Genomic DNA, 18,822 nt, shown 5'->3' with positions numbered 1-18,822 from the left:
CTGAAAAACCTGCCAGTGGCACGCATCTTGCTTCATCTAATTGAAAGTTATCCGTTTACTGGCTTTAGCTGACAATATGCATCATTTCGGAACATATCGTTTAAAAAACACACACCAGAATGGTGCAGTGATATTTTGTTGCTTTTATTTGGTGCGTGCTTCGTCTCAAAAAAGAAACATTATTGTTTCATTATCTTCACATTGAGCTATTTTCGAGTCAGGTAAATTGAGTAGATACATACTTCACGACCTATAAGTGCTTCCTGATCCATCCGTTTGGATCCTTAATGACAGCAAAGGAGTTGGAACATGCAAATGCGCAAATTGGCGTTATCGGTACTGCTGGCAAGCCTGGCAGCAAGTAGCGTAGCCCATGCAGAGGACCTGACCGGTACCCTGAAAAAAATCAAAGATAACGGTGTTATCGTCGTTGGTCACCGTGAATCCTCTGTGCCATTTTCTTACTACAACAATGAACAAAAAGTGGTGGGCTATTCTCAGGATTACTCCAACGCCATCGTTGATGCGGTGAAGAAAAAGCTGAATATGCCTAACCTGCAAGTGAAGATGATGCCTATCACTTCGCAAAACCGTATTCCTTTACTGCAAAACGGCACTTTCGATTTCGAATGCGGTTCCACCACCAATAATCTAGAACGTCAGCAACAAGCGGCTTTCTCTGACACCATTTTCATCATCGGTACCCGTCTGCTGGTGAAAAAAGGCTCAGACATTAAAGATTTCGATGATCTCAAAGGCAAGACTGTGGTTGTCACGTCCGGCACCACTTCTGAAGTTCTGCTGCATAAATTAAATGAAGACAAGAAGCTGGGCATGCGCATCATCAGTGCCAAAGACCACGGCGACTCATTCCGTACTCTGGAAACCGGCCGCGCCGTTGCTTTCATGATGGATGACGCCCTGCTGGCAGGTGAACGCGCTAAATCCAAAGAACCCAATAACTGGGTGATCGTCGGAACGCCACAATCCAAAGAAGCTTATGGCTGTATGATGCGTAAAGATGATGCCAGTTTCAAAACGCTGGTTGATGACACCATTGCGAAAGCGCAAACCTCTGGTGAAGCCAATAAGTGGTTTGATAAATGGTTCAAACAGCCTATTCCTCCGAAAAACCTGAACATGAACTTTGAATTGTCAGACGACATGAAAGCGCTGTTCAAAGCACCAAACGATAAAGCACTGTAAAAAATACCCGTCAGACAGGTATAACCAAGAGAAGTATCAAGTATAAGAGCTGGCCCACCAGCTTGTGATGATGGCCCGAAAGGGCATACAGACCGGATGCGGGGTGGTCGTTCCCCACCCCGCATTTTTCCGCCACTCAACCGTGTGTTGGTTTCGTCATCACTCAGAGGGGTAGTCTATTACCCACGTCATGGAGTTTTTATGTCAATAGATTGGAACTGGGGCATTTTTCTGCAAGAAGCCCCCTTCGGTAATACCACTTATCTGGGCTGGATTTGGAATGGATTTCAGGTCACTGTCGCCCTGTCGATTTGTGCCTGGTTTATCGCTTTCTTCGTCGGCTCCCTGTTCGGTATTCTACGTACCGTCCCCAACCGCTTTCTCTCCGGCATCGGTACCTGTTACGTCGAACTGTTCCGTAATGTGCCGTTGATTGTGCAATTCTTTATTTGGTATCTGGTGGTGCCTGAGCTGCTGCCGGAAAACATCGGCATGTGGTTCAAGGCAGAACTGGCGCCAAACATACAGTTTTTCACCTCATCCGTTATTTGTCTTGGGCTGTTCACCGCCGCCCGCGTTTGTGAGCAAGTACGTGCAGCGATCCAGTCACTGCCGAGTGGGCAACGCAACGCAGGACTGGCAATGGGGTTGACCCTGCCTCAGACCTACCGCTACGTTCTGCTACCGAATGCTTACCGCGTCATCGTTCCGCCAATGACCTCTGAGATGGTTAACCTAGTGAAAAACTCGGCTATCGCCTCAACCATTGGTCTGGTCGACATGGCAGCACAAGCCGGCAAATTGCTGGATTATTCAGCTCATGCTTATGAGTCATTTACGGCCATTACCGTTGCCTACGTCATCATCAACGCGGTGATCATGCTGCTGATGCATTTTGTAGAACGTAAAGTACGCCTGCCGGGCAATATGGGAGGTAAATAATCATGTATGATTTTGACTGGAGTTCTATTGGTCCTGGCCTGCCCTATTTATGGCAAGGAATGCTGATCACGCTGAAGATCACCGGCGTTGCGATTGTGTTCGGTATTTTGTGGGGAACCTTGCTGGCTGTGATGCGCTTGTCGACATTCAAGCCAATCAGCTGGTTTGCTGCTGCTTATGTGAATTTGTTCCGCGCCGTCCCGCTGGTCATGGTCCTGCTGTGGTTTTATCTGATTGTGCCAAGTTTCCTACAAAAGGTACTGGGATTATCACCGAAAACCGATATCCGCCTGATTTCCGCTATGGTGGCCTTTGCACTGTTTGAAGCGGCTTATTATTCCGAAATTATTCGTGCCGGGATCATCAGTATCGCGCGGGGACAATCCTCCGCTGCGTTGGCGCTTGGTATGACCCAATGGCAGTCGATGAAGCTGGTGATTTTACCGCAGGCGTTCCGCGCCATGGTGCCGCTGCTGCTCACTCAGGCCATTGTGTTATTCCAGGATACCTCGCTGGTCTTCGTTCTCGGCCTGGCGGATTTCTTCCGCAGCGCATCGAATATTGGCGACCGTGACGGTACGCTGGTTGAGATGGTGTTGTTTGCAGGAGTTATCTACTTTGTTATCAGCCTTTCCGCTTCCTTGCTGGTGCGCTATTTGAAGAAAAGGACCGTTTCATGATTTCACTGAAAAATGTTTCTAAGTGGTATGGGCACTTCCAGGTGCTGGCCGATTGCAGCACTGAGGTTAAAAAAGGTGAGGTTGTGGTGGTTTGCGGCCCGTCAGGATCAGGGAAGTCGACACTGATTAAAACCGTTAACGGCCTGGAACCGATTCAGAAAGGGGAGATCCTGGTCAACGGTACGCCAGTCAACGATAAGAAAACCAATCTGGCGCAGTTGCGTGCAAAAGTCGGTATGGTTTTCCAGCACTTCGAGCTTTTCCCACACCTGTCGATCATTGAAAACCTGACGCTGGCGCAGGTAAAAGTACTCAAACGCAACAATGATGAGGCAAAAGATAAAGGACTAAAACTGCTCGAACGCGTTGGGTTATCGGCACATGCTAATAAATTTCCCGGGCAGCTATCCGGCGGTCAACAGCAGCGTGTCGCAATAGCCCGTGCATTATGTATGGATCCCATAGCGATGCTGTTTGATGAACCGACCTCAGCACTTGACCCAGAGATGATCAACGAAGTTCTGGATGTCATGGTGGAACTGGCGAACGAGGGCATGACCATGATGGTGGTTACCCACGAAATGGGCTTCGCACGTAAAGTAGCCAACCGGGTGATTTTCATGGATGAAGGTAAAATTGTCGAAGATCGTAACAAAGACGACTTCTTCAATAATCCGGAATCAGATCGTGCCCGTGATTTCCTGGCGAAGATCCTGCACTAAGCAAACTTATAGCGTCAGGCGTCATCTGCGCAGCCAGTTTGTGTTCAGCCAACATACAGTGCCCAGAGCGTACATAAAGTACGTGAAGAGCACGAGCACTGGCCGAGCACAAACTGGCAAGTAAAATAGCCTGATACTTATTTAGGGTTCGAAGGCTTTTCTGCTGAACTCCGTTCCGCCGCACTCCGGGCACTTACTCAGGACTTCAGGCGTATAGACCGCAAGCGTAAAGTGGCATTTTTCACACACCAGATTCCCGAGCCCCACGACTTCACCACTATGATAGATACCGTGATGGTTAACGTCCTTAAATACCTCCTTCCATTCCAGCTGAGTTTTATCCGTCATATCAGCCAGTTCTTTCCAGAGGCTCTCTTTGATGATGCGCATAAAGACGCTGTCATCTTCATCCTCAACCGGAGTTGCCTGCTGGTTTTCTTTATACTGACGTGCAAACTCGTGAAGATCGCGGCGTACGGAATAGATTAACTGCTCAATTTGCAAGTCGGTCAGCTTTCCTTCCCTTTCCAGCGTAGCGCGGGCATCCTGAACCAGGACATCGATATCGCGTTCACCATTTTGCAAACGCTCAGTTAATGACGTCACTAACTGACGATAATATTGCGCAGCAATGTTCATAAAATCTCCTTAGCAAAACAACATTTAACCGACTTAACCCATGACTTAATCAACGTAACTCTTTATTTAACCGATGTAACGCCATCGAGCTTCTCCATTTACTTTAGCCGTAAATCACTGATCCAGTAAGGACAATATCCCGAGGTGTCTCGCACTTTGAGAATAATCACGCCCCATCACGCAGAAAACCCCCTCCAGATCGTGCTTGGTGTTGTTGCCTCAGGCGCTTATCAGCTATGCTATGCGGATCTTTTGATTAAAACTATTTGAGCTACAAGCGTAGCTGTTTTCACTCACAGGACCACCGGCTGCCATGCAAGAGCAATACCGCCCAGAAGACATAGAGACACAGGTTCAACTTCACTGGCAAGAGAAGCAGACCTTCAAAGTTACCGAGCAACCTGGAAAAGAGAAATATTACTGCCTCTCCATGCTGCCCTACCCGTCAGGCCGCCTGCATATGGGCCACGTACGTAACTACACCATTGGCGATGTGATCTCCCGCTATCAGCGCATGCTCGGCAAAAACGTTCTGCAGCCGATTGGCTGGGACGCATTTGGTTTGCCGGCGGAAGGCGCCGCAGTGAAAAACAACACGGCACCTGCTCCGTGGACTTACGAAAATATCGAATACATGAAGAACCAGCTGAAATTGCTGGGCTTCGGCTATGACTGGGATCGCGAACTGGCAACCTGTCAGCCTGATTACTATCGTTGGGAGCAGTGGTTCTTCACCAAGCTGTATGAAAAAGGCATGGTTTATAAGAAGACCTCTGCGGTGAACTGGTGTCCACATGACCTCACCGTTTTAGCGAACGAACAGGTTATCGACGGCTGCTGCTGGCGTTGTGATACCAAGGTGGAACGCAAAGAAATTCCTCAGTGGTTCATTAAAATCACCGCTTACGCAGACCAATTGCTGAACGATTTGGACACGCTGGAAAATTGGCCTGAACAGGTCAAAACGATGCAGCGTAACTGGATTGGCCGTTCTGAAGGCGTCGAGATCACTTTCGACGTCGAGAACAGTGAAGAGAAAGTCACCGTGTACACCACGCGTCCTGACACCTTCATGGGCGCGACTTACGTCGCCGTGGCTGCAGGACATCCGCTGTCCATGCAAGCCTCTGCCACGCAGCCTGTACTGGCTGATTTTATCGACGAATGCCGCAACACTAAAGTTGCCGAAGCCGAAATGGCGACGATGGAGAAAAAAGGCATGGCCACCGGCCTGTTTGCCATCCATCCGCTGACGGGCGAGAAAGTGGCCATTTGGGTGGCTAACTTTGTACTCATGGAATACGGCACTGGCGCGGTGATGGCAGTCCCTGCCCATGATCAGCGTGACTGGGAATTTGCCACCAAATATCATCTGCCTATTAACCCGGTTATTCTGAATTCGGATGGCACCGAGCCGGATGTCACATCACAAGCCCTGCTGGAAAAAGGCACGCTGTATAATTCCGGTGAATTTGACGGTCTGACTTACGAGCAAGGCTTTAATGCCATCGCAGATAAACTGGTCAGCCTTGGTGTTGGCCAGCGTAAAGTAAACTATCGTCTGCGCGACTGGGGCGTTTCCCGTCAGCGTTACTGGGGCGCACCGATTCCGATGATCACGCTCGAAGATGGTACCGTGATCCCAACGCCAGAAGATCAACTGCCGGTGATCCTGCCGGAAGACGTGGTAATGGACGGGATCACCAGCCCCATCAAAGCCGATCCTGAGTGGGCGAAAACCACCGTGAACGGTATGCCAGGCCTGCGTGAGACGGATACCTTTGACACCTTCATGGAGTCTTCTTGGTATTATGCGCGCTATACCTGCCCACAATACGACCAAGGTATGCTGGACCCAGCGGCCGCCAACTACTGGCTGCCAGTTGACCAATACGTTGGGGGTATTGAACACGCCATCATGCACCTGATGTATTTCCGCTTCTTCCACAAACTGATGCGGGATGCGGGCTTGGTTAATTCTGATGAGCCAGCCAAGCGCCTGCTGTGTCAGGGCATGGTTCTGGCTGATGCCTTCTATTACCCCGGCAACAGCGGTGAGCGCGTCTGGGTTTCCCCGGCCAATGCGACCGTAGAGCGTGATGAGAAAGGTCGTATCGTGAAAGCCAGCGACCCGCAGGGCCGTGAACTGGTTTACGCGGGCATGAGTAAGATGTCCAAATCGAAAAATAACGGCATTGATCCGCAGATCATGGTGGAAAAATACGGTGCCGATACCGTACGCCTATTCATGATGTTTGCTTCTCCGGCAGAAATGACGCTGGAATGGCAGGAGTCAGGCGTCGAAGGGGCGAATCGCTTCCTGAAACGTGTCTGGAAATTGGCATTTGAGCATTCAGAAAAAGGAGCCGCGATCGCTCTGGATGTTGCATCATTAAGTGAAGTGCAAAAAGATCTGCGTCGCGATCTGCACAAAACCATCGCTAAAGTTACCGATGATATTGGCCGTCGTCAGACCTTTAACACCGCCATTGCGGCCGTGATGGAGCTGATGAACAAACTGGGCCGTGCTCCGCAGGATTCCGAGCAAGACCGTGCGTTAATGCAGGAAGCGCTGCTGGCTGTAGTTCGCATGCTTTATCCATTCACTCCACATATCTGTTTCAGTTTGTGGCAGACTCTGGGTGGAGAAGGCGATATCGATACTGCTCCATGGCCGCAAGCTGACGAAAAAGCCATGGTCGAAGATTCCAAGCTGGTCGTGGTTCAGGTTAACGGCAAAGTTCGCGGCAAAATTACGGTCCCAGCAGACTCGACTGAAGAGTTCGTGCGAGAACGTGCTGCGCAGGAACATCTGGTCGCTAAATATCTGGATGGAGTTACTGTACGTAAAGTAATCTACGTTCCGGGCAAACTGCTTAACCTGGTTGTGGGTTGAGTCAAGGAGGCGTTGTGCAACATCGTATTGTGATGCTGTTACTGAGTGCGGCAGTTTTGATCACGTCCGGCTGCGGGTTCCACTTACGTGGAGTCACCAACGTGCCGGACAACATGAAAACCATCGTTCTCGACAGTTCCGACCCTTACGGGCCGTTGACGCGTAATATCCGAACGCAATTGCGTCTTAACGGCGTGACTATTGTTGATGATGTGAAGCGCAAAGATATTCCGTCACTGCGTATCTTGGGTGAAACATCCGGGCAGACGACTGCGTCAATCTTCCAGGACGGTAAAACAGCTGAATACCAAATGGAGATGACGGTCAACGCTCAGGTGCTACTGCCAGGTAAAGATCTTTATCCTTTGCAGGTTAAAGTGTTCCGTTCATTCTTCGACAACCCGTTGGCAGCATTGGCGAAAGATAACGAACAGGACATTATTAGCCAAGAGATGCGCCAACAAGCCGCTCAGCAATTGATACGTAAACTGCTCACCGTGCGTGCATCCGAGAAAGAGAAACAGGAAGCGGCCGCCGTTGATGGCACACCGATGGTTATCACAACCAAATCCTCGGCCAGCGAAATGGCTGAGCAAAACGGGACAAGCGTATCAGACGGTAAAACTGTCCCGTCTAAACCGGTCAGTTCTTCTGCTCAATGATTCGACTTTATCCTGAACAACTTGCTGCGCAGCTCCGTGAGGGGCTGCGCGCATGTTATCTGTTATGCGGGAACGATCCTCTGCTGCTCCAGGAAAGTCAGGACAGCATTCGTAAAGCAGCGCAGGCTGCCGCTTTTGAAGAACACTACACCTTTACTCTTGATGCACATACCGAGTGGGATGCTATTTTCAGCATCTGCCAGGCACTCAGCCTGTTCGCTACCCGTCAAACCCTGCTGCTGATCTTGCCTGAAAATGGCCCACCGGCACCAATGGGTGAACAGCTAGTGAAACTCACCACGCTTTTACACGACGATATTTTGCTGGTTCTACGTGGCACCAAATTGACCAAAGCACAAGAGAACAGTGCCTGGTTCAAAACCCTCAGTGATCGCAGCGTCTTTGTCACTTGTCAGACGCCGGAACAGGCGCAACTCCCACGTTGGGTAGCCAAACGCGCTAAAGAATTATCACTTGAACTCGATGAACCGGCAAATCAACTTTTATGCTACTGCTATGAAGGCAATCTGCTCGCGCTGGCACAGTCACTCGAAAGGCTTTCCCTGCTCTATCCTGACGGGAAACTGACCCTACCTCGAGTTGAAGAAGCCGTTAACGATGCCGCGCACTTTTCACCCTATCATTGGTTAGATGCGCTGCTGGCAGGGAAAAGTAAACGCGCATGGCATATTCTGCGCCAGTTACAGCAGGAAGATAGCGAGCCGGTGATCCTGTTACGCACTCTGCAGCGCGAGCTGCTAATGCTACTGAACCTCAAACGCAAAATGGACGTTACCCCACTTCGCACTCTGTTTGATCAGTACAAAGTGTGGCAGAACCGCCGCACAATGGTGACACAGGCTCTGCAACGGCTATCACTCCGCCAATTGCAGCAAGCCGTCCATTTGCTGACAAAAATGGAAATCACGCTCAAACAGGACTACGGTCAATCTATCTGGCCTGAGCTTGAGAGTCTTTCCATGCTGCTATGCGGAAAACCTCTGCCTGAAAGCTTTATTGAGACACGCGACTTTTGAAAGCCGGAAAGTTGCCCGTTGTGAGCCCTAATCCTGGAACGCATTGATGGTACTGAACACCTCTTCTGATGACACTTTACTCGCGCTATTTGGTGGCACTTTTGATCCCATCCATTATGGTCATCTCAGGCCAGTGGAGCAGTTGGCGAAAGAAACGGCTCTGGATGAAGTGATATTGCTACCAAACAATGTGCCGCCGCATCGTTCCCAACCTCAGGCTTCGGCGCAGCAACGGTTAAAAATGGTCGAGCTGGCCGTGGAAGGTAATCCACTGTTTTCAGTCGACTCGCGTGAACTTGCGGTGGATAAACCCTCATATACCATTGAGACGCTTGAAACGTTACGTAAAGAACATGGCGCGCAGCGTCCGATGGCGTTTATCATCGGTCAAGATTCATTAATTTCACTCTATAAATGGCATCGGTGGGAAGAGTTACTGGATTTTTGTCATTTGCTGGTTATGGCGCGTCCCGGTTATTCAGAGTCCCCCGATACGCCACCCTTACAGCGCTGGTATGACAAACATCGGGTCACCACGCCGGCAGAGCTGAAGCGCCGCCCGCACGGCTTGATTTATCAAGCGAATACGCCATTGCTGGACATCTCGGGGACTGAAATTCGTCAGCGTCGGCAGGAAGGTAAAAGCTGCTCAGATCTCTTGCCAGCCGCCGTTGAGCGCTATATCGATTCGCAGGGCTTATACCACGCGTAGTTAACGCGTGGTATACTGCGCCGCTTAATTTCGGCTTGCGGTAAGGCTGTGATAATAACGAATGTAATTCATTGATTACCCGTAATTTTCAGCATCAATCCCGTATGTCGGCATACACTCTTTTTTGAAAGCCCTCTTCTGCACGCCGCGCAAGCGCCCTTGCAGCAGAAGGTTTTCATCAAGCTAACTCGTTTCAACATCCCCAGGGGGAACCTTTGCAAGGTAAAGCGCTCCAAGATTTTGTTATCGATAAAGTCGATGACCTGAAAGCACAAGACATCATTGCTATTGATGTTATCGGTAAATCCAGCATTACTGACTGTATGATCATTTGCACCGGGACTTCCAGCCGCCATGTCATGTCTATCGCAGGACATCTGGTTGAAGAAGTCAAAGCATTAGGCCTCGACGCCATGGGCGTTAAAGGTATTAATGAAGCTGATTGGGTGGTTGTCGACCTGGGAGAAGTGATTGTTCACGTCATGCAGGAAGAGAGTCGCCAATTGTATGAGCTTGAGAAACTCTGGGCTTAGGTGTGAAACTGCAACTCATCGCTGTCGGCACGAAAATGCCCGACTGGGTTCAGACCGGATTTAACGATTATTTAAACCGTTTTCCGAAAGATATGCCCTTCGAGCTGACCGAAGTTACGGCTGGTAAGCGCGGCAAAAACGCTGATATAAAACGTATCCTTGAAAAAGAGGGCGAACAGATGTTAGCGGCTGTCGGAAAAGGTAATCGTATTGTGACCCTGGATATTCCAGGGACACCGTGGGAGACACCCCAGCTTGCGCAACAGCTAGAGCGCTGGAAACAGGATGGCCGCAACGTCAGCCTGTTGATCGGTGGCCCTGAAGGATTAGCTCCAGCCTGTAAAGCCGCAGCGGAGCAGAGCTGGTCGCTCTCTCAACTGACGTTGCCGCACCCTTTAGTGCGAGTGCTGGTTGCGGAAAGTCTTTACCGCGCATGGAGTATTACCACAAATCATCCATACCACCGGGAATAATCGGTTGGTGAATGTCAGCAACATGAATTAAGTAGTGGGATGAAAATAGATCGTAACCCCTTTCGCGACTATACGGCTGAATCAGCCCTCTTTGTGCGCCGTGCACTGGTGGCGTTCGTCGGTATTCTGCTACTCAGTGGTATTTTGGCATTCAATCTGTACAACTTACAGATTGTCCGCTTTCAAGATTACCAGACCCGTTCTAACGACAACCGCATTAAGCTGGTACCTATCGCACCCAGTCGCGGCATTATTTATGACCGTTACGGTACGCCGCTCGCGCTGAACCGCACTATTTATCAACTCGAACTGATGCCGGAAAAAGTCGACAATCTTAAGGCAACCCTTGAAGGGCTAAAACCGATTGTCGATTTAACACCGGAAGATATCGAAAATTTCCAAAAAGAGCGCAAACGTTCGCGCCGTTTCACGTCGATTGCAGTTAAAACTGGCCTGACCGAAGTTCAGGTCGCCCGGTTTGCGGTCAATCAGTTCAACTTCCCCGGCGTTGAAGTCAAAGGCTATCAGCGGCGTTATTATCCCTATGGTTCCGCTCTCACACACGTCATTGGCTATGTGTCGAAAATTAATGACCGCGACGTCGAACGTCTGGATAAAGACGGCATACTGGCAAACTACGCCGCTACACACGACATTGGCAAACTGGGCATCGAGCGCTATTACGAAGAGACGCTGCATGGTAAAACCGGCTATGAAGAAGTTGAGGTCAATAACCGTGGCCGGGTGATCCGTCAACTTCATGAAGAGGCACCACAGGCAGGTAAAGATATCTATCTGACCATCGATTTACCGCTGCAAACCTATATTGAAGCATTACTGGCAGGCAGCCGCTCTGCCGTGGTGGTCTCCGACCCGCGTGATGGCAGCATACGTGCTCTGGTATCGAACCCCAGCTATGATCCGAACCTGTTCGTTGACGGTATTTCGAGCAAGGATTATCGCACGCTATTGGAAGATCTGAACAAACCACTGATTAACCGTGCCACGCAGGGGATCTACCCCCCAGCCTCGACGGTAAAACCCTATATTGCGGTCTCTGCGTTAACCGCTGGTGTGATCACAAAAAGCACTTCGCTGTTTGACCCTGGCTGGTGGCAGCTCCCTGGCTCTGAAAAGCGATTTCGTGACTGGAAACACTGGGGACACGGTCATCTGAATGTTACCAAAGCACTGGAAGAGTCCGCTGACACCTTCTTCTATCAGGTCGCCTATGACATGGGGATAGACCGCCTGTCAGAGTGGATGGAGAAATTCGGTTACGGACATTATTCTGGCATTGATCTGTCCGAAGAGCGCAGCGGCAACATGCCGAATCGCGACTGGAAATTCAAACGCTACAAGAAACCCTGGTATCAGGGCGATACCATTCCGGTCGGCATCGGGCAAGGTTACTGGACCGCGACGCCAATCCAGATAATGAAAGCGATGACGACACTGATTAATGACGGTACGGTGAAGACGCCGCACCTGCTACTCAGCACCAAGGAGGATGGCAAACTCGTCCCTTATCAGCAGCAGGAAACAACACAGATCGGCGATGTCCATTCTGGCTATTGGGAAATAGCGAAAGATGGGATGTATGGCGTGGCCAATCGGCCAAACGGTACGGCTCGCAAGAGTTTCGCTGATGCGCCTTATAAAGCCGCAGCGAAGTCCGGTACAGCACAAGTTTACGGTTTGAAAGCCAATGAAATATATAATGCGCATAAGATAGCCGAACATCTGCGCGACCATAAATTGATGACTGCCTTTGCGCCATTCAATAATCCGACCGTTGCCGTTGCTGTTATTCTTGAAAATGGCGGCGCTGGTCCTGCTGTGGGTACCATCACCCGCCAGATACTCGACCATATTTTGTTGGGCGATAACACGACACAATTACCGGCTGACGCACCACCGCCGGGAACCGAAGGTGATTAACTGATCATGACTGAAAGCCAACAAAAAGGGTCTCTGTGGTCGAAGATGCACATCGACATTACCCTGTTACTGATCGTGCTGGCATTGCTTGCCTACAGCGCCTTCGTAATGTGGAGTGCCAGCGGCCAGGATGTTGGCATGATGGAGCGCAAAATCGGCCAGATCGTGATGGGGTTAATCATCATGCTGGTGATGGCGCAAATCCCTCCGCGTGTGTACGAAAGTTGGGCGCCCTATTTGTACCTGTTATGCGTGCTGCTACTGGTGATGGTCGATGCTTTCGGAACGATCAGTAAAGGCGCACAGCGCTGGCTTGATCTTGGCGTGGTGCGTTTTCAGCCATCAGAGCTGGCGAAAATTGCCGTACCACTGATGGTGGCTCGCTTCATCAACCGTGACATCTGTCCTCCGTCACTGAAAAATACCGCCATTGCACTGGCGCTGATATTTATTCCAACCCTGCTGGTAGCCGCGCAGCCCGATCTTGGCACCTCAATTCTGATCGCTGCCTCTGGCCTGTTCGTGCTGTTCTTATCAGGGATGAGCTGGAAGCTGATTGCCGTCGCGGCACTGCTGGTGGCAGCATTCATCCCAATCCTGTGGTTCTTCCTGATGCACGACTATCAACGCGATCGCGTGATGATGCTACTGGATCCGGAGAGCGATCCGCTTGGGGCTGGATACCATATTATTCAGTCCAAAATCGCTATCGGTTCCGGCGGATTGTCTGGGAAAGGCTGGCTGCATGGGACACAGTCCCAGCTCGAATTTCTGCCCGAACGTCATACTGACTTTATCTTTGCTGTATTGGCAGAAGAACTCGGTCTGATTGGCGTACTGGTGCTACTTGGGCTCTACTTATGTCTGATCATGCGCGGTCTGGTGATCGCTGCCCACGCACAAACCACCTTTGGCCGCGTAATGGCTGGGGGTCTGATGTTAATTTTATTCGTCTATGTGTTTGTTAACATCGGCATGGTCAGTGGTATTGTCCCGGTGGTTGGGGTACCTTTGCCACTGGTCAGCTATGGTGGCTCAGCGCTCATGGTGCTAATGGCAGGGTTTGGTATCGTCATGTCGATACATACTCATCGAAAAATGTTGTCGAAAAATTTATAGAGGTGAGCAATGCGTAAGGAGTGGCTTGGAGCTGTCATCATTGGGTTGCTGTTGAGTGGTTGTGTGTCTGACGAGACACAACCACAACAAGCTGCGCCACAACAAGCCTATAACGGCCCAGTGGTAGAAATTGGTGGGGCTGACCCGCGTTACGAACCTTACAACCCAGGCACCAGCCAGGATTATTCCGTCAACGGCAAAACCTACAAAATCGTCAAAGATCCGTCTAACTTCTCGCAGATAGGGCAGGCAGCCTGGTACGGGCAGGAAAACGGCGGCAATACCACTGCAATTGGTGAAGAATTCGATCCTAATGCCATGACCGCCGCCCACCCTACACTGCCGATCCCAAGTTACGTACGTGTCACCAACTTAGCCAACGGACGTATGTTAGTGGTACGCGTGAATGATCGCGGTCCTTATGTCGCTGGCAAAATTATTGACCTGTCACAGGCCGCTGCTGAGCGCCTGAATCTGACCAACAGCACCAAAGTGAGAATCGATTTTATTAAGGTGGCACCGGACGGTTCACTGTCTGGTCCCGGCACTGTCGGTACGACCGTCGCCAAGCAGTCCTACGCATTACCTGGTCGTCCTGATTTAGGGTCAAGCGAAATGGGAACGCCGGTGCAAAACACACCAACGAACACCAGCGTAAATGTCCATCCGGTTGATAACAGCACGCTGAGCAATGGGGATGAAACAAACACGCCTGATTCCGCGACAACCGGCGCAAGCGGAAGTTTTCTGAAAGCCCCTTCTGCCGTACCGCAGGGGATCCTGGAAAAAGATGAGCCTGCGGCACCAGCGATGGCCGCCGTTGCCGCTCCGGTCGCTGTCACCGCGCCGTCCACATCTGCTTCATCAACCACCACCGGCCGTTATATGGTGCAGGTCGGCGCGCTGAGCAATCCGCAAAACGCCGCGTTGTGGCAGAAAAGTCTGAGCCAGAAGTTCTCAGTGCCTGGCAAAGTTCAGCCTAATGCTGGGATGTATCGCGTTCAGCTCGGGCCATTAACCCGCCAGCAGGCTGAGCAGCTAAAACAGCGCCTGGCAAGCGAAGATCAACAACAATCTTTTGTTGTTTCAGTGATGTAATTGCAGCGTAAAATCTTTACTGGAATGGGGCTACGGCCCCGTTTCTGTCCGTCGCCTTTTAAAAGTAAAAAAGGGTAAACACTTTCAAGCCGCTGTAATGGCAGATGTCCGAATATGTCGATTCTGCTATAGTGTGGCACGTTTTTAACTTACTTCTACGGATGTTGCTGTCCCCTCATGAAACTTGTAAATACCCCACTTTTAGTCAAGAGCCTCGCTTTTGGCACAGCCCTGACCCTCTGCGCAGCGTCCGCCTATGCCGACGATGTTAACTTAAAGACGATGATCCCAGGCGTTCCGCAAATTGATGCCGAAGCCTACATTCTGATCGACTATAACTCAGGTAAAGTGCTGGCAGAAAAGAACGCCGATGCACGCCGTGACCCAGCCAGCCTGACTAAAATGATGACCAGCTACGTCATCGGCCAGTCAATCAAAGCCGGTAAAATCACGCCAAACGACATCGTTACCGTTGGGCAGGATGCCTGGGCAACCGGCAATCCGGTGTTCAAGGGCTCTTCCCTGATGTTCCTCAAGCCAGGCGATCGCGTGGCGGTATCTGAGTTGAACCGTGGCATTATTTTACAATCAGGTAACGATGCCTGTGTGGCGATGGCTGATTATGTCGCTGGCAGCCAAGATGCCTTCGTCGGTTTGATGAACAATTACGTCAACGCATTGGGCCTGAAAAACACCCACTTCGGTACGGTGCATGGTCTTGATGCTGCTGGGCAGTTCAGTTCAGCGCGTGATATGGCACTGATTGGCCAGGCGCTGATCCGTGATGTACCGGATGAATATGCGACCTACAAAGAAAAAGAGTTCACCTTCAACAAAATCCGCCAAATGAACCGCAATGGCCTGCTGTGGGATTCCAGCATGAACGTGGACGGCATAAAAACCGGCCACACCGAATCAGCCGGTTATAATCTGGTTGCTTCTGCAACCGAAGGTCAGATGCGCCTGATCTCAGCGGTCATGGGCGGTCATACCTATAAAGGCCGCGAAGTTGAAAGCAAAAAACTCCTGACCTGGGGCTTCCGCTTCTTCGAAACAGTTTCTCCACTCAAAGCGGGTAAAGAGTTCGCTTCAGAGCCAGTATGGTTTGGTGATACCGATCGTGTGGTGCTGGGCGTAGATAAAGACGCATACCTGACCATTCCACGTGGCCGCATGAAAGATCTGAAAGCGAGCTATGTACTGAATAGTCCTGAGCTACATGCGCCATTGCAGAAAAATCAGGTCGTTGGCTCAATCAACTTCCAGCTAGATGGCAAAACCATTGACGAGCGCCCATTGGTGGTGCTGAATGAAGTCAAAGAAGGCGGCTTCTTCGGACGTATCATCGATTATATCAAGCTGATGTTCCATCATTGGTTCGGCTAAGTCGGCTTGAAATAACCCACAACGTCCCCATTTGATGGTAATGCATTTAATATTAATAATAGTGCCATCAAATTTCATAACTCCCGCACTGGCGGGAGTTATGATTTTATCAATACGCTGTTAACCACGCTGGAGTGCACATGAAAACCAAACTTAACGAACTGCTCGAATTTCCATGCTCCTTTACTTATAAAGTAATGGGCCTGGCACAACCCGAGTTAGTTGATCAGGTTGTGGAAGTCGTGCAACGCCATGCCCCTGGCGACTACAATCCTCAGGTGAAACCGAGCAGTAAAGGGAATTATCACTCCGTCTCAATCACGATTAATGCTACTCATATCGATCAGGTCGAAACCCTGTATGACGAGTTGGGTAATATCGAAATTGTTCGCATGGTGCTGTAAACCTCTCCTCACAAATGACTAACGCAGCGCCCTGACAGGTGCTGCGTTAATTTTTGGTCACTCTTCTTTTCTAAATAGCGATGGCGGCTGTGCTACAAGATAAACTGCAACAACGCATTGTATTACGTCAGCTAGGTCTGCAGCCTTACGAACCCGTATCGCGCGCGATGCATCTGTTCACCGATACGCGTACCGCCGACACGCAGGATGAAATCTGGCTGGTTGAGCACCAGAAAGTCTTCACGCAAGGCCAGGCAGGCAAAGCGGAACACCTTCTGCTTCCCGGTGATATTCCGGTGATTCAAAGCGATCGTGGCGGGCAGGTGACTTATCACGGTCCCGGCCAGCAGGTAATGTACGTGATGGTCGACTTGAAGCGCAAAAAAATGGGCGTCCGTCAGCTCGTCACAGCGATTGAACAAACGGTTGTCGATACGCTGGCACATTTCGCTATCGACGCCTATCCTCGTGCCGATGCTCCCGGGGTTTACGTCGATGACAAGAAAATCTGCTCTCTGGGACTGCGGATCCGCAAAGGTTGTTCACTGCATGGCCTGGCGCTCAACATCAATATGGATCTTGAACCCTTCCTGCGCATAAATCCCTGCGGATATGCCGGCCTGCAAATGACCCAGGTGAGCGTTGAGAAGCCGGGGATCAGCGTCGAAGACGTCATGCCTGTGTTGGTGAAATCTTTTAATGATCTGATGAATTATCAGCAGATTGATTATCTTCCGTGGCAGGAAGACATCTATTGATGTTAAAAAATTGTACGTTTTGTTGCCTGTAAGCACGTCAAGGGGCTGAATCTTGACCGGCATCAGTGTTATAATTTTTTGAATATTTCTCATTTTTAATCAATCAGCCCGTTCATTGAATGTCCTGAAAACTCGAGTGACGAGAGACAAACCTGGAACCTGCAAGCTTATGAGTAAACCGATTCAGATGGAACGCGGTGTTAAGTACCGCGATGCAGATAAGATGGCGTTAATCCCGGTGAAAACCGTGGTCACTGACCGGCAGGAAATGTTACGTAAGCCGGCATGGATGAAAATCAAACTTCCAGCCGATTCGACCCGAATTCAGGGCATCAAAGCCGCACTGCGTAAGAATGGCCTGCACTCAGTTTGTGAAGAGGCGGCCTGCCCTAACCTCTCCGAATGCTTCAATCACGGCACCGCGACCTTTATGATCCTCGGCGCAATTTGTACGCGTCGTTGTCCATTCTGCGACGTTGCCCATGGTCGCCCGACGGCACCGGACACCAACGAACCTGAAAAGTTGGCACAAACTATCGCTGATATGGGCCTGCGCTACGTAGTGATCACCTCAGTAGACCGTGACGATCTGCGTGACGGCGGAGCTCAACACTTTGCCGATTGTATCGCCGCCATTCGCGCCAAGAACCCGACCATTAAAATCGAGACGCTGGTGCCCGATTTCAGGGGCCGCATGGATCGCGCACTGGATATCCTGACCACGACGCCGCCAGACGTCTTTAACCACAACCTTGAGAATGTGCCACGCGTGTATCGCCAGGTTCGTCCTGGGGCAAACTACGAATGGTCACTCACGCTACTGCAACGTTTCAAAGCCGCGCATCCTGACATCCCAACTAAATCGGGTTTGATGGTGGGCTTGGGTGAAACCAATGCGGAGATTGTGGAAGTGATGCGCGACCTACGCCGCCACGGCGTCACTATGCTGACACTCGGCCAGTATTTGCAGCCAAGCCGTCACCATTTACCGGTTCAGCGCTATGTCAGCCCGGAAGAATTTGATGAAATGAAAGCCGAAGCGATGGCAATGGGCTTTACCCATGCCGCCTGCGGACCTTTCGTGCGTTCGTCATACCATGCGGATCTGCAAGCTAAAGGCCTTGAAGTGAAATAAAGGTTACACTTTGTTACCTTTAAAGGCCCATAAATGACAAAAACGGTTGCTCGCAAGAGCAACCGTTTTTAGTTATACGCAAACCTTCGGGCGTCGGAACAATCGTATCAGGATAAAAGGTGGGGCAATACACCCTACCCTAAAATCAATCTTTGTGTTCTACGCGATCGGCTGGCTGTGCATCAGACTTTGCCGCTGGAGTTGGCTCATCGCTCATGGCTTTCTTGAAGCCACGCAGTGCAGCGCCCAAGTCTCCACCCAGAGAACGCAGTTTACTGGTACCGAACAGTAGAACGATTAACACGCCCACGACCAACAATTTAGTGATGCTTAAACCTTCCATACACACCTTCTTCTAACGAATTGCGAAACTGTTGCCGGCATGATGATAGCCGGTACTTTTTACAGCAAAAATAACCGAATCTATGGGCGTTATTTACAAATAATAATGGCGGAAATACAAGCAAAATATGTAACAG

Annotated in this window: 19 protein-coding genes; 17 read left to right on the top strand and 2 right to left on the bottom strand. The window is 50.4% G+C overall.

All coding sequences use genetic code 11. The features are described 5' to 3' along the window. Positions 1-309 precede the first annotated feature (309 nt). The 4 genes from IEV89_RS01040 to IEV89_RS01025 all read left to right on the top strand — a co-directional run bounded on the left by IEV89_RS01040 (position 310) and on the right by IEV89_RS01025 (position 3,550). A complete protein-coding gene (locus IEV89_RS01040; protein WP_188469543.1) occupies positions 310-1,206 on the top strand; it encodes a glutamate/aspartate ABC transporter substrate-binding protein in 897 nt (298 codons plus the stop codon). Positions 1,207-1,407: 201 nt separating this feature from the next. Further along, a complete protein-coding gene (locus IEV89_RS01035) occupies positions 1,408-2,148 on the top strand; it encodes an amino acid ABC transporter permease (protein WP_188469542.1) in 741 nt (246 codons plus the stop codon). 2 nt (positions 2,149-2,150) lie between these two features. After that, positions 2,151-2,828 carry a glutamate/aspartate ABC transporter permease GltK gene (gene gltK / locus IEV89_RS01030; RefSeq protein ID WP_188469540.1) on the top strand — a complete coding sequence of 226 codons (678 nt, stop codon included), beginning with the start codon at positions 2,151-2,153 and terminating at the stop codon, positions 2,826-2,828. Then, entirely contained in the window at positions 2,825-3,550 is a 726-nt protein-coding gene (locus IEV89_RS01025; protein ID WP_188469538.1) for an amino acid ABC transporter ATP-binding protein, read from the top strand. The genes gltK and IEV89_RS01025 overlap by 4 nt, the downstream gene beginning before the upstream one ends. A gap of 141 nt (positions 3,551-3,691) precedes the next feature. Here the strand turns inward: IEV89_RS01025 and IEV89_RS01020 are convergent, their stop codons facing one another. Continuing rightward, positions 3,692-4,189: a zinc ribbon-containing protein gene (locus IEV89_RS01020; RefSeq protein WP_188469535.1), complete on the bottom strand. Its 498-nt coding sequence runs from the start codon at positions 4,187-4,189 to the stop codon at positions 3,692-3,694. A 313-nt stretch (positions 4,190-4,502) separates the two neighbouring features. Here IEV89_RS01020 and leuS point away from each other — a divergent pair, with 313 nt between their 5' ends. The 13 genes from leuS to lipA all read left to right on the top strand — a co-directional run bounded on the left by leuS (position 4,503) and on the right by lipA (position 18,343). Continuing rightward, positions 4,503-7,085 carry a leucine--tRNA ligase gene (gene leuS / locus IEV89_RS01015; protein WP_188469533.1) on the top strand — a complete coding sequence of 861 codons (2,583 nt, stop codon included), beginning with the start codon at positions 4,503-4,505 and terminating at the stop codon, positions 7,083-7,085. A 14-nt stretch (positions 7,086-7,099) separates the two neighbouring features. Beyond that, positions 7,100-7,747 carry an LPS assembly lipoprotein LptE gene (lptE, locus tag IEV89_RS01010; protein ID WP_188469531.1) on the top strand — a complete coding sequence of 216 codons (648 nt, stop codon included), beginning with the start codon at positions 7,100-7,102 and terminating at the stop codon, positions 7,745-7,747. After that, positions 7,744-8,784 (top strand): DNA polymerase III subunit delta, encoded by a 1,041-nt coding sequence (gene holA / locus IEV89_RS01005; RefSeq protein WP_188469529.1) that lies wholly within the window; start codon positions 7,744-7,746, stop codon positions 8,782-8,784. Before lptE ends, holA begins: the two co-directional genes overlap by 4 nt. A gap of 46 nt (positions 8,785-8,830) precedes the next feature. After that, on the top strand, positions 8,831-9,496 hold the full coding sequence (gene nadD, locus IEV89_RS01000) for a nicotinate-nucleotide adenylyltransferase (protein ID WP_188469527.1): 666 nt from the start codon (positions 8,831-8,833) through the stop codon (positions 9,494-9,496). A 215-nt stretch (positions 9,497-9,711) separates the two neighbouring features. Beyond that, positions 9,712-10,029 (top strand): ribosome silencing factor, encoded by a 318-nt coding sequence (gene rsfS, locus IEV89_RS00995; protein ID WP_188469525.1) that lies wholly within the window; start codon positions 9,712-9,714, stop codon positions 10,027-10,029. 2 nt (positions 10,030-10,031) lie between these two features. Further along, positions 10,032-10,502 (top strand): 23S rRNA (pseudouridine(1915)-N(3))-methyltransferase RlmH, encoded by a 471-nt coding sequence (gene rlmH, locus IEV89_RS00990; RefSeq protein WP_188469523.1) that lies wholly within the window; start codon positions 10,032-10,034, stop codon positions 10,500-10,502. A 39-nt stretch (positions 10,503-10,541) separates the two neighbouring features. Next, positions 10,542-12,443, top strand: coding sequence for a peptidoglycan DD-transpeptidase MrdA (gene mrdA / locus IEV89_RS00985; RefSeq protein ID WP_188469522.1), 1,902 nt, complete (start codon positions 10,542-10,544; stop codon positions 12,441-12,443). 6 nt (positions 12,444-12,449) lie between these two features. Further along, positions 12,450-13,562: a peptidoglycan glycosyltransferase MrdB gene (mrdB, locus tag IEV89_RS00980; RefSeq protein WP_188469520.1), complete on the top strand. Its 1,113-nt coding sequence runs from the start codon at positions 12,450-12,452 to the stop codon at positions 13,560-13,562. Positions 13,563-13,571: 9 nt separating this feature from the next. Further along, positions 13,572-14,660 carry an endolytic peptidoglycan transglycosylase RlpA gene (gene rlpA / locus IEV89_RS00975; protein ID WP_188469518.1) on the top strand — a complete coding sequence of 363 codons (1,089 nt, stop codon included), beginning with the start codon at positions 13,572-13,574 and terminating at the stop codon, positions 14,658-14,660. Between the two features lie 177 nt (positions 14,661-14,837). After that, entirely contained in the window at positions 14,838-16,046 is a 1,209-nt protein-coding gene (dacA, locus tag IEV89_RS00970) for a D-alanyl-D-alanine carboxypeptidase DacA (protein ID WP_188469516.1), read from the top strand. A gap of 140 nt (positions 16,047-16,186) precedes the next feature. Then, positions 16,187-16,450 carry a DUF493 family protein YbeD gene (ybeD, locus tag IEV89_RS00965; RefSeq protein ID WP_140470528.1) on the top strand — a complete coding sequence of 88 codons (264 nt, stop codon included), beginning with the start codon at positions 16,187-16,189 and terminating at the stop codon, positions 16,448-16,450. A gap of 89 nt (positions 16,451-16,539) precedes the next feature. After that, positions 16,540-17,208, top strand: a complete 669-nt coding sequence (gene lipB, locus IEV89_RS00960; protein WP_229746328.1) for a lipoyl(octanoyl) transferase LipB — start codon at positions 16,540-16,542, stop codon at positions 17,206-17,208. A 169-nt stretch (positions 17,209-17,377) separates the two neighbouring features. After that, a complete protein-coding gene (gene lipA, locus IEV89_RS00955) occupies positions 17,378-18,343 on the top strand; it encodes a lipoyl synthase (protein WP_188469512.1) in 966 nt (321 codons plus the stop codon). Positions 18,344-18,488: 145 nt separating this feature from the next. On the opposite strand, the gene tatA is transcribed toward lipA, so the two are convergent. Beyond that, positions 18,489-18,686, bottom strand: coding sequence for a Sec-independent protein translocase subunit TatA (gene tatA, locus IEV89_RS00950; RefSeq protein ID WP_188469510.1), 198 nt, complete (start codon positions 18,684-18,686; stop codon positions 18,489-18,491). Positions 18,687-18,822 lie beyond the last annotated feature (136 nt).

Origin of the sequence: Hafnia psychrotolerans (genome assembly GCF_014639435.1) — a bacterium.
Classification (GTDB): Bacteria; Pseudomonadota; Gammaproteobacteria; order Enterobacterales; family Enterobacteriaceae; genus Ewingella; species Ewingella psychrotolerans.
Note: the sequence above shows the minus strand (reverse complement) of the source record. Positions and strands in the feature narration are given on the sequence as shown.

Coding starts and splice junctions, on each gene's coding strand:
- IEV89_RS01040 (WP_188469543.1), top strand. CDS start 310: ATGCAAATGCGCAAATTGGCGTTATCGGTACTGCTGGCAAGCCTGGCA.
- IEV89_RS01035 (WP_188469542.1), top strand. CDS start 1,408: ATGTCAATAGATTGGAACTGGGGCATTTTTCTGCAAGAAGCCCCCTTC.
- gltK (WP_188469540.1), top strand. CDS start 2,151: ATGTATGATTTTGACTGGAGTTCTATTGGTCCTGGCCTGCCCTATTTA.
- IEV89_RS01025 (WP_188469538.1), top strand. CDS start 2,825: ATGATTTCACTGAAAAATGTTTCTAAGTGGTATGGGCACTTCCAGGTG.
- IEV89_RS01020 (WP_188469535.1), bottom strand. CDS start 4,189: ATGAACATTGCTGCGCAATATTATCGTCAGTTAGTGACGTCATTAACT.
- leuS (WP_188469533.1), top strand. CDS start 4,503: ATGCAAGAGCAATACCGCCCAGAAGACATAGAGACACAGGTTCAACTT.
- holA (WP_188469529.1), top strand. CDS start 7,744: ATGATTCGACTTTATCCTGAACAACTTGCTGCGCAGCTCCGTGAGGGG.
- nadD (WP_188469527.1), top strand. CDS start 8,831: ATGGTACTGAACACCTCTTCTGATGACACTTTACTCGCGCTATTTGGT.
- mrdA (WP_188469522.1), top strand. CDS start 10,542: ATGAAAATAGATCGTAACCCCTTTCGCGACTATACGGCTGAATCAGCC.
- mrdB (WP_188469520.1), top strand. CDS start 12,450: ATGACTGAAAGCCAACAAAAAGGGTCTCTGTGGTCGAAGATGCACATC.
- rlpA (WP_188469518.1), top strand. CDS start 13,572: ATGCGTAAGGAGTGGCTTGGAGCTGTCATCATTGGGTTGCTGTTGAGT.
- dacA (WP_188469516.1), top strand. CDS start 14,838: ATGAAACTTGTAAATACCCCACTTTTAGTCAAGAGCCTCGCTTTTGGC.
- ybeD (WP_140470528.1), top strand. CDS start 16,187: ATGAAAACCAAACTTAACGAACTGCTCGAATTTCCATGCTCCTTTACT.
- lipA (WP_188469512.1), top strand. CDS start 17,378: ATGAGTAAACCGATTCAGATGGAACGCGGTGTTAAGTACCGCGATGCA.
- tatA (WP_188469510.1), bottom strand. CDS start 18,686: ATGGAAGGTTTAAGCATCACTAAATTGTTGGTCGTGGGCGTGTTAATC.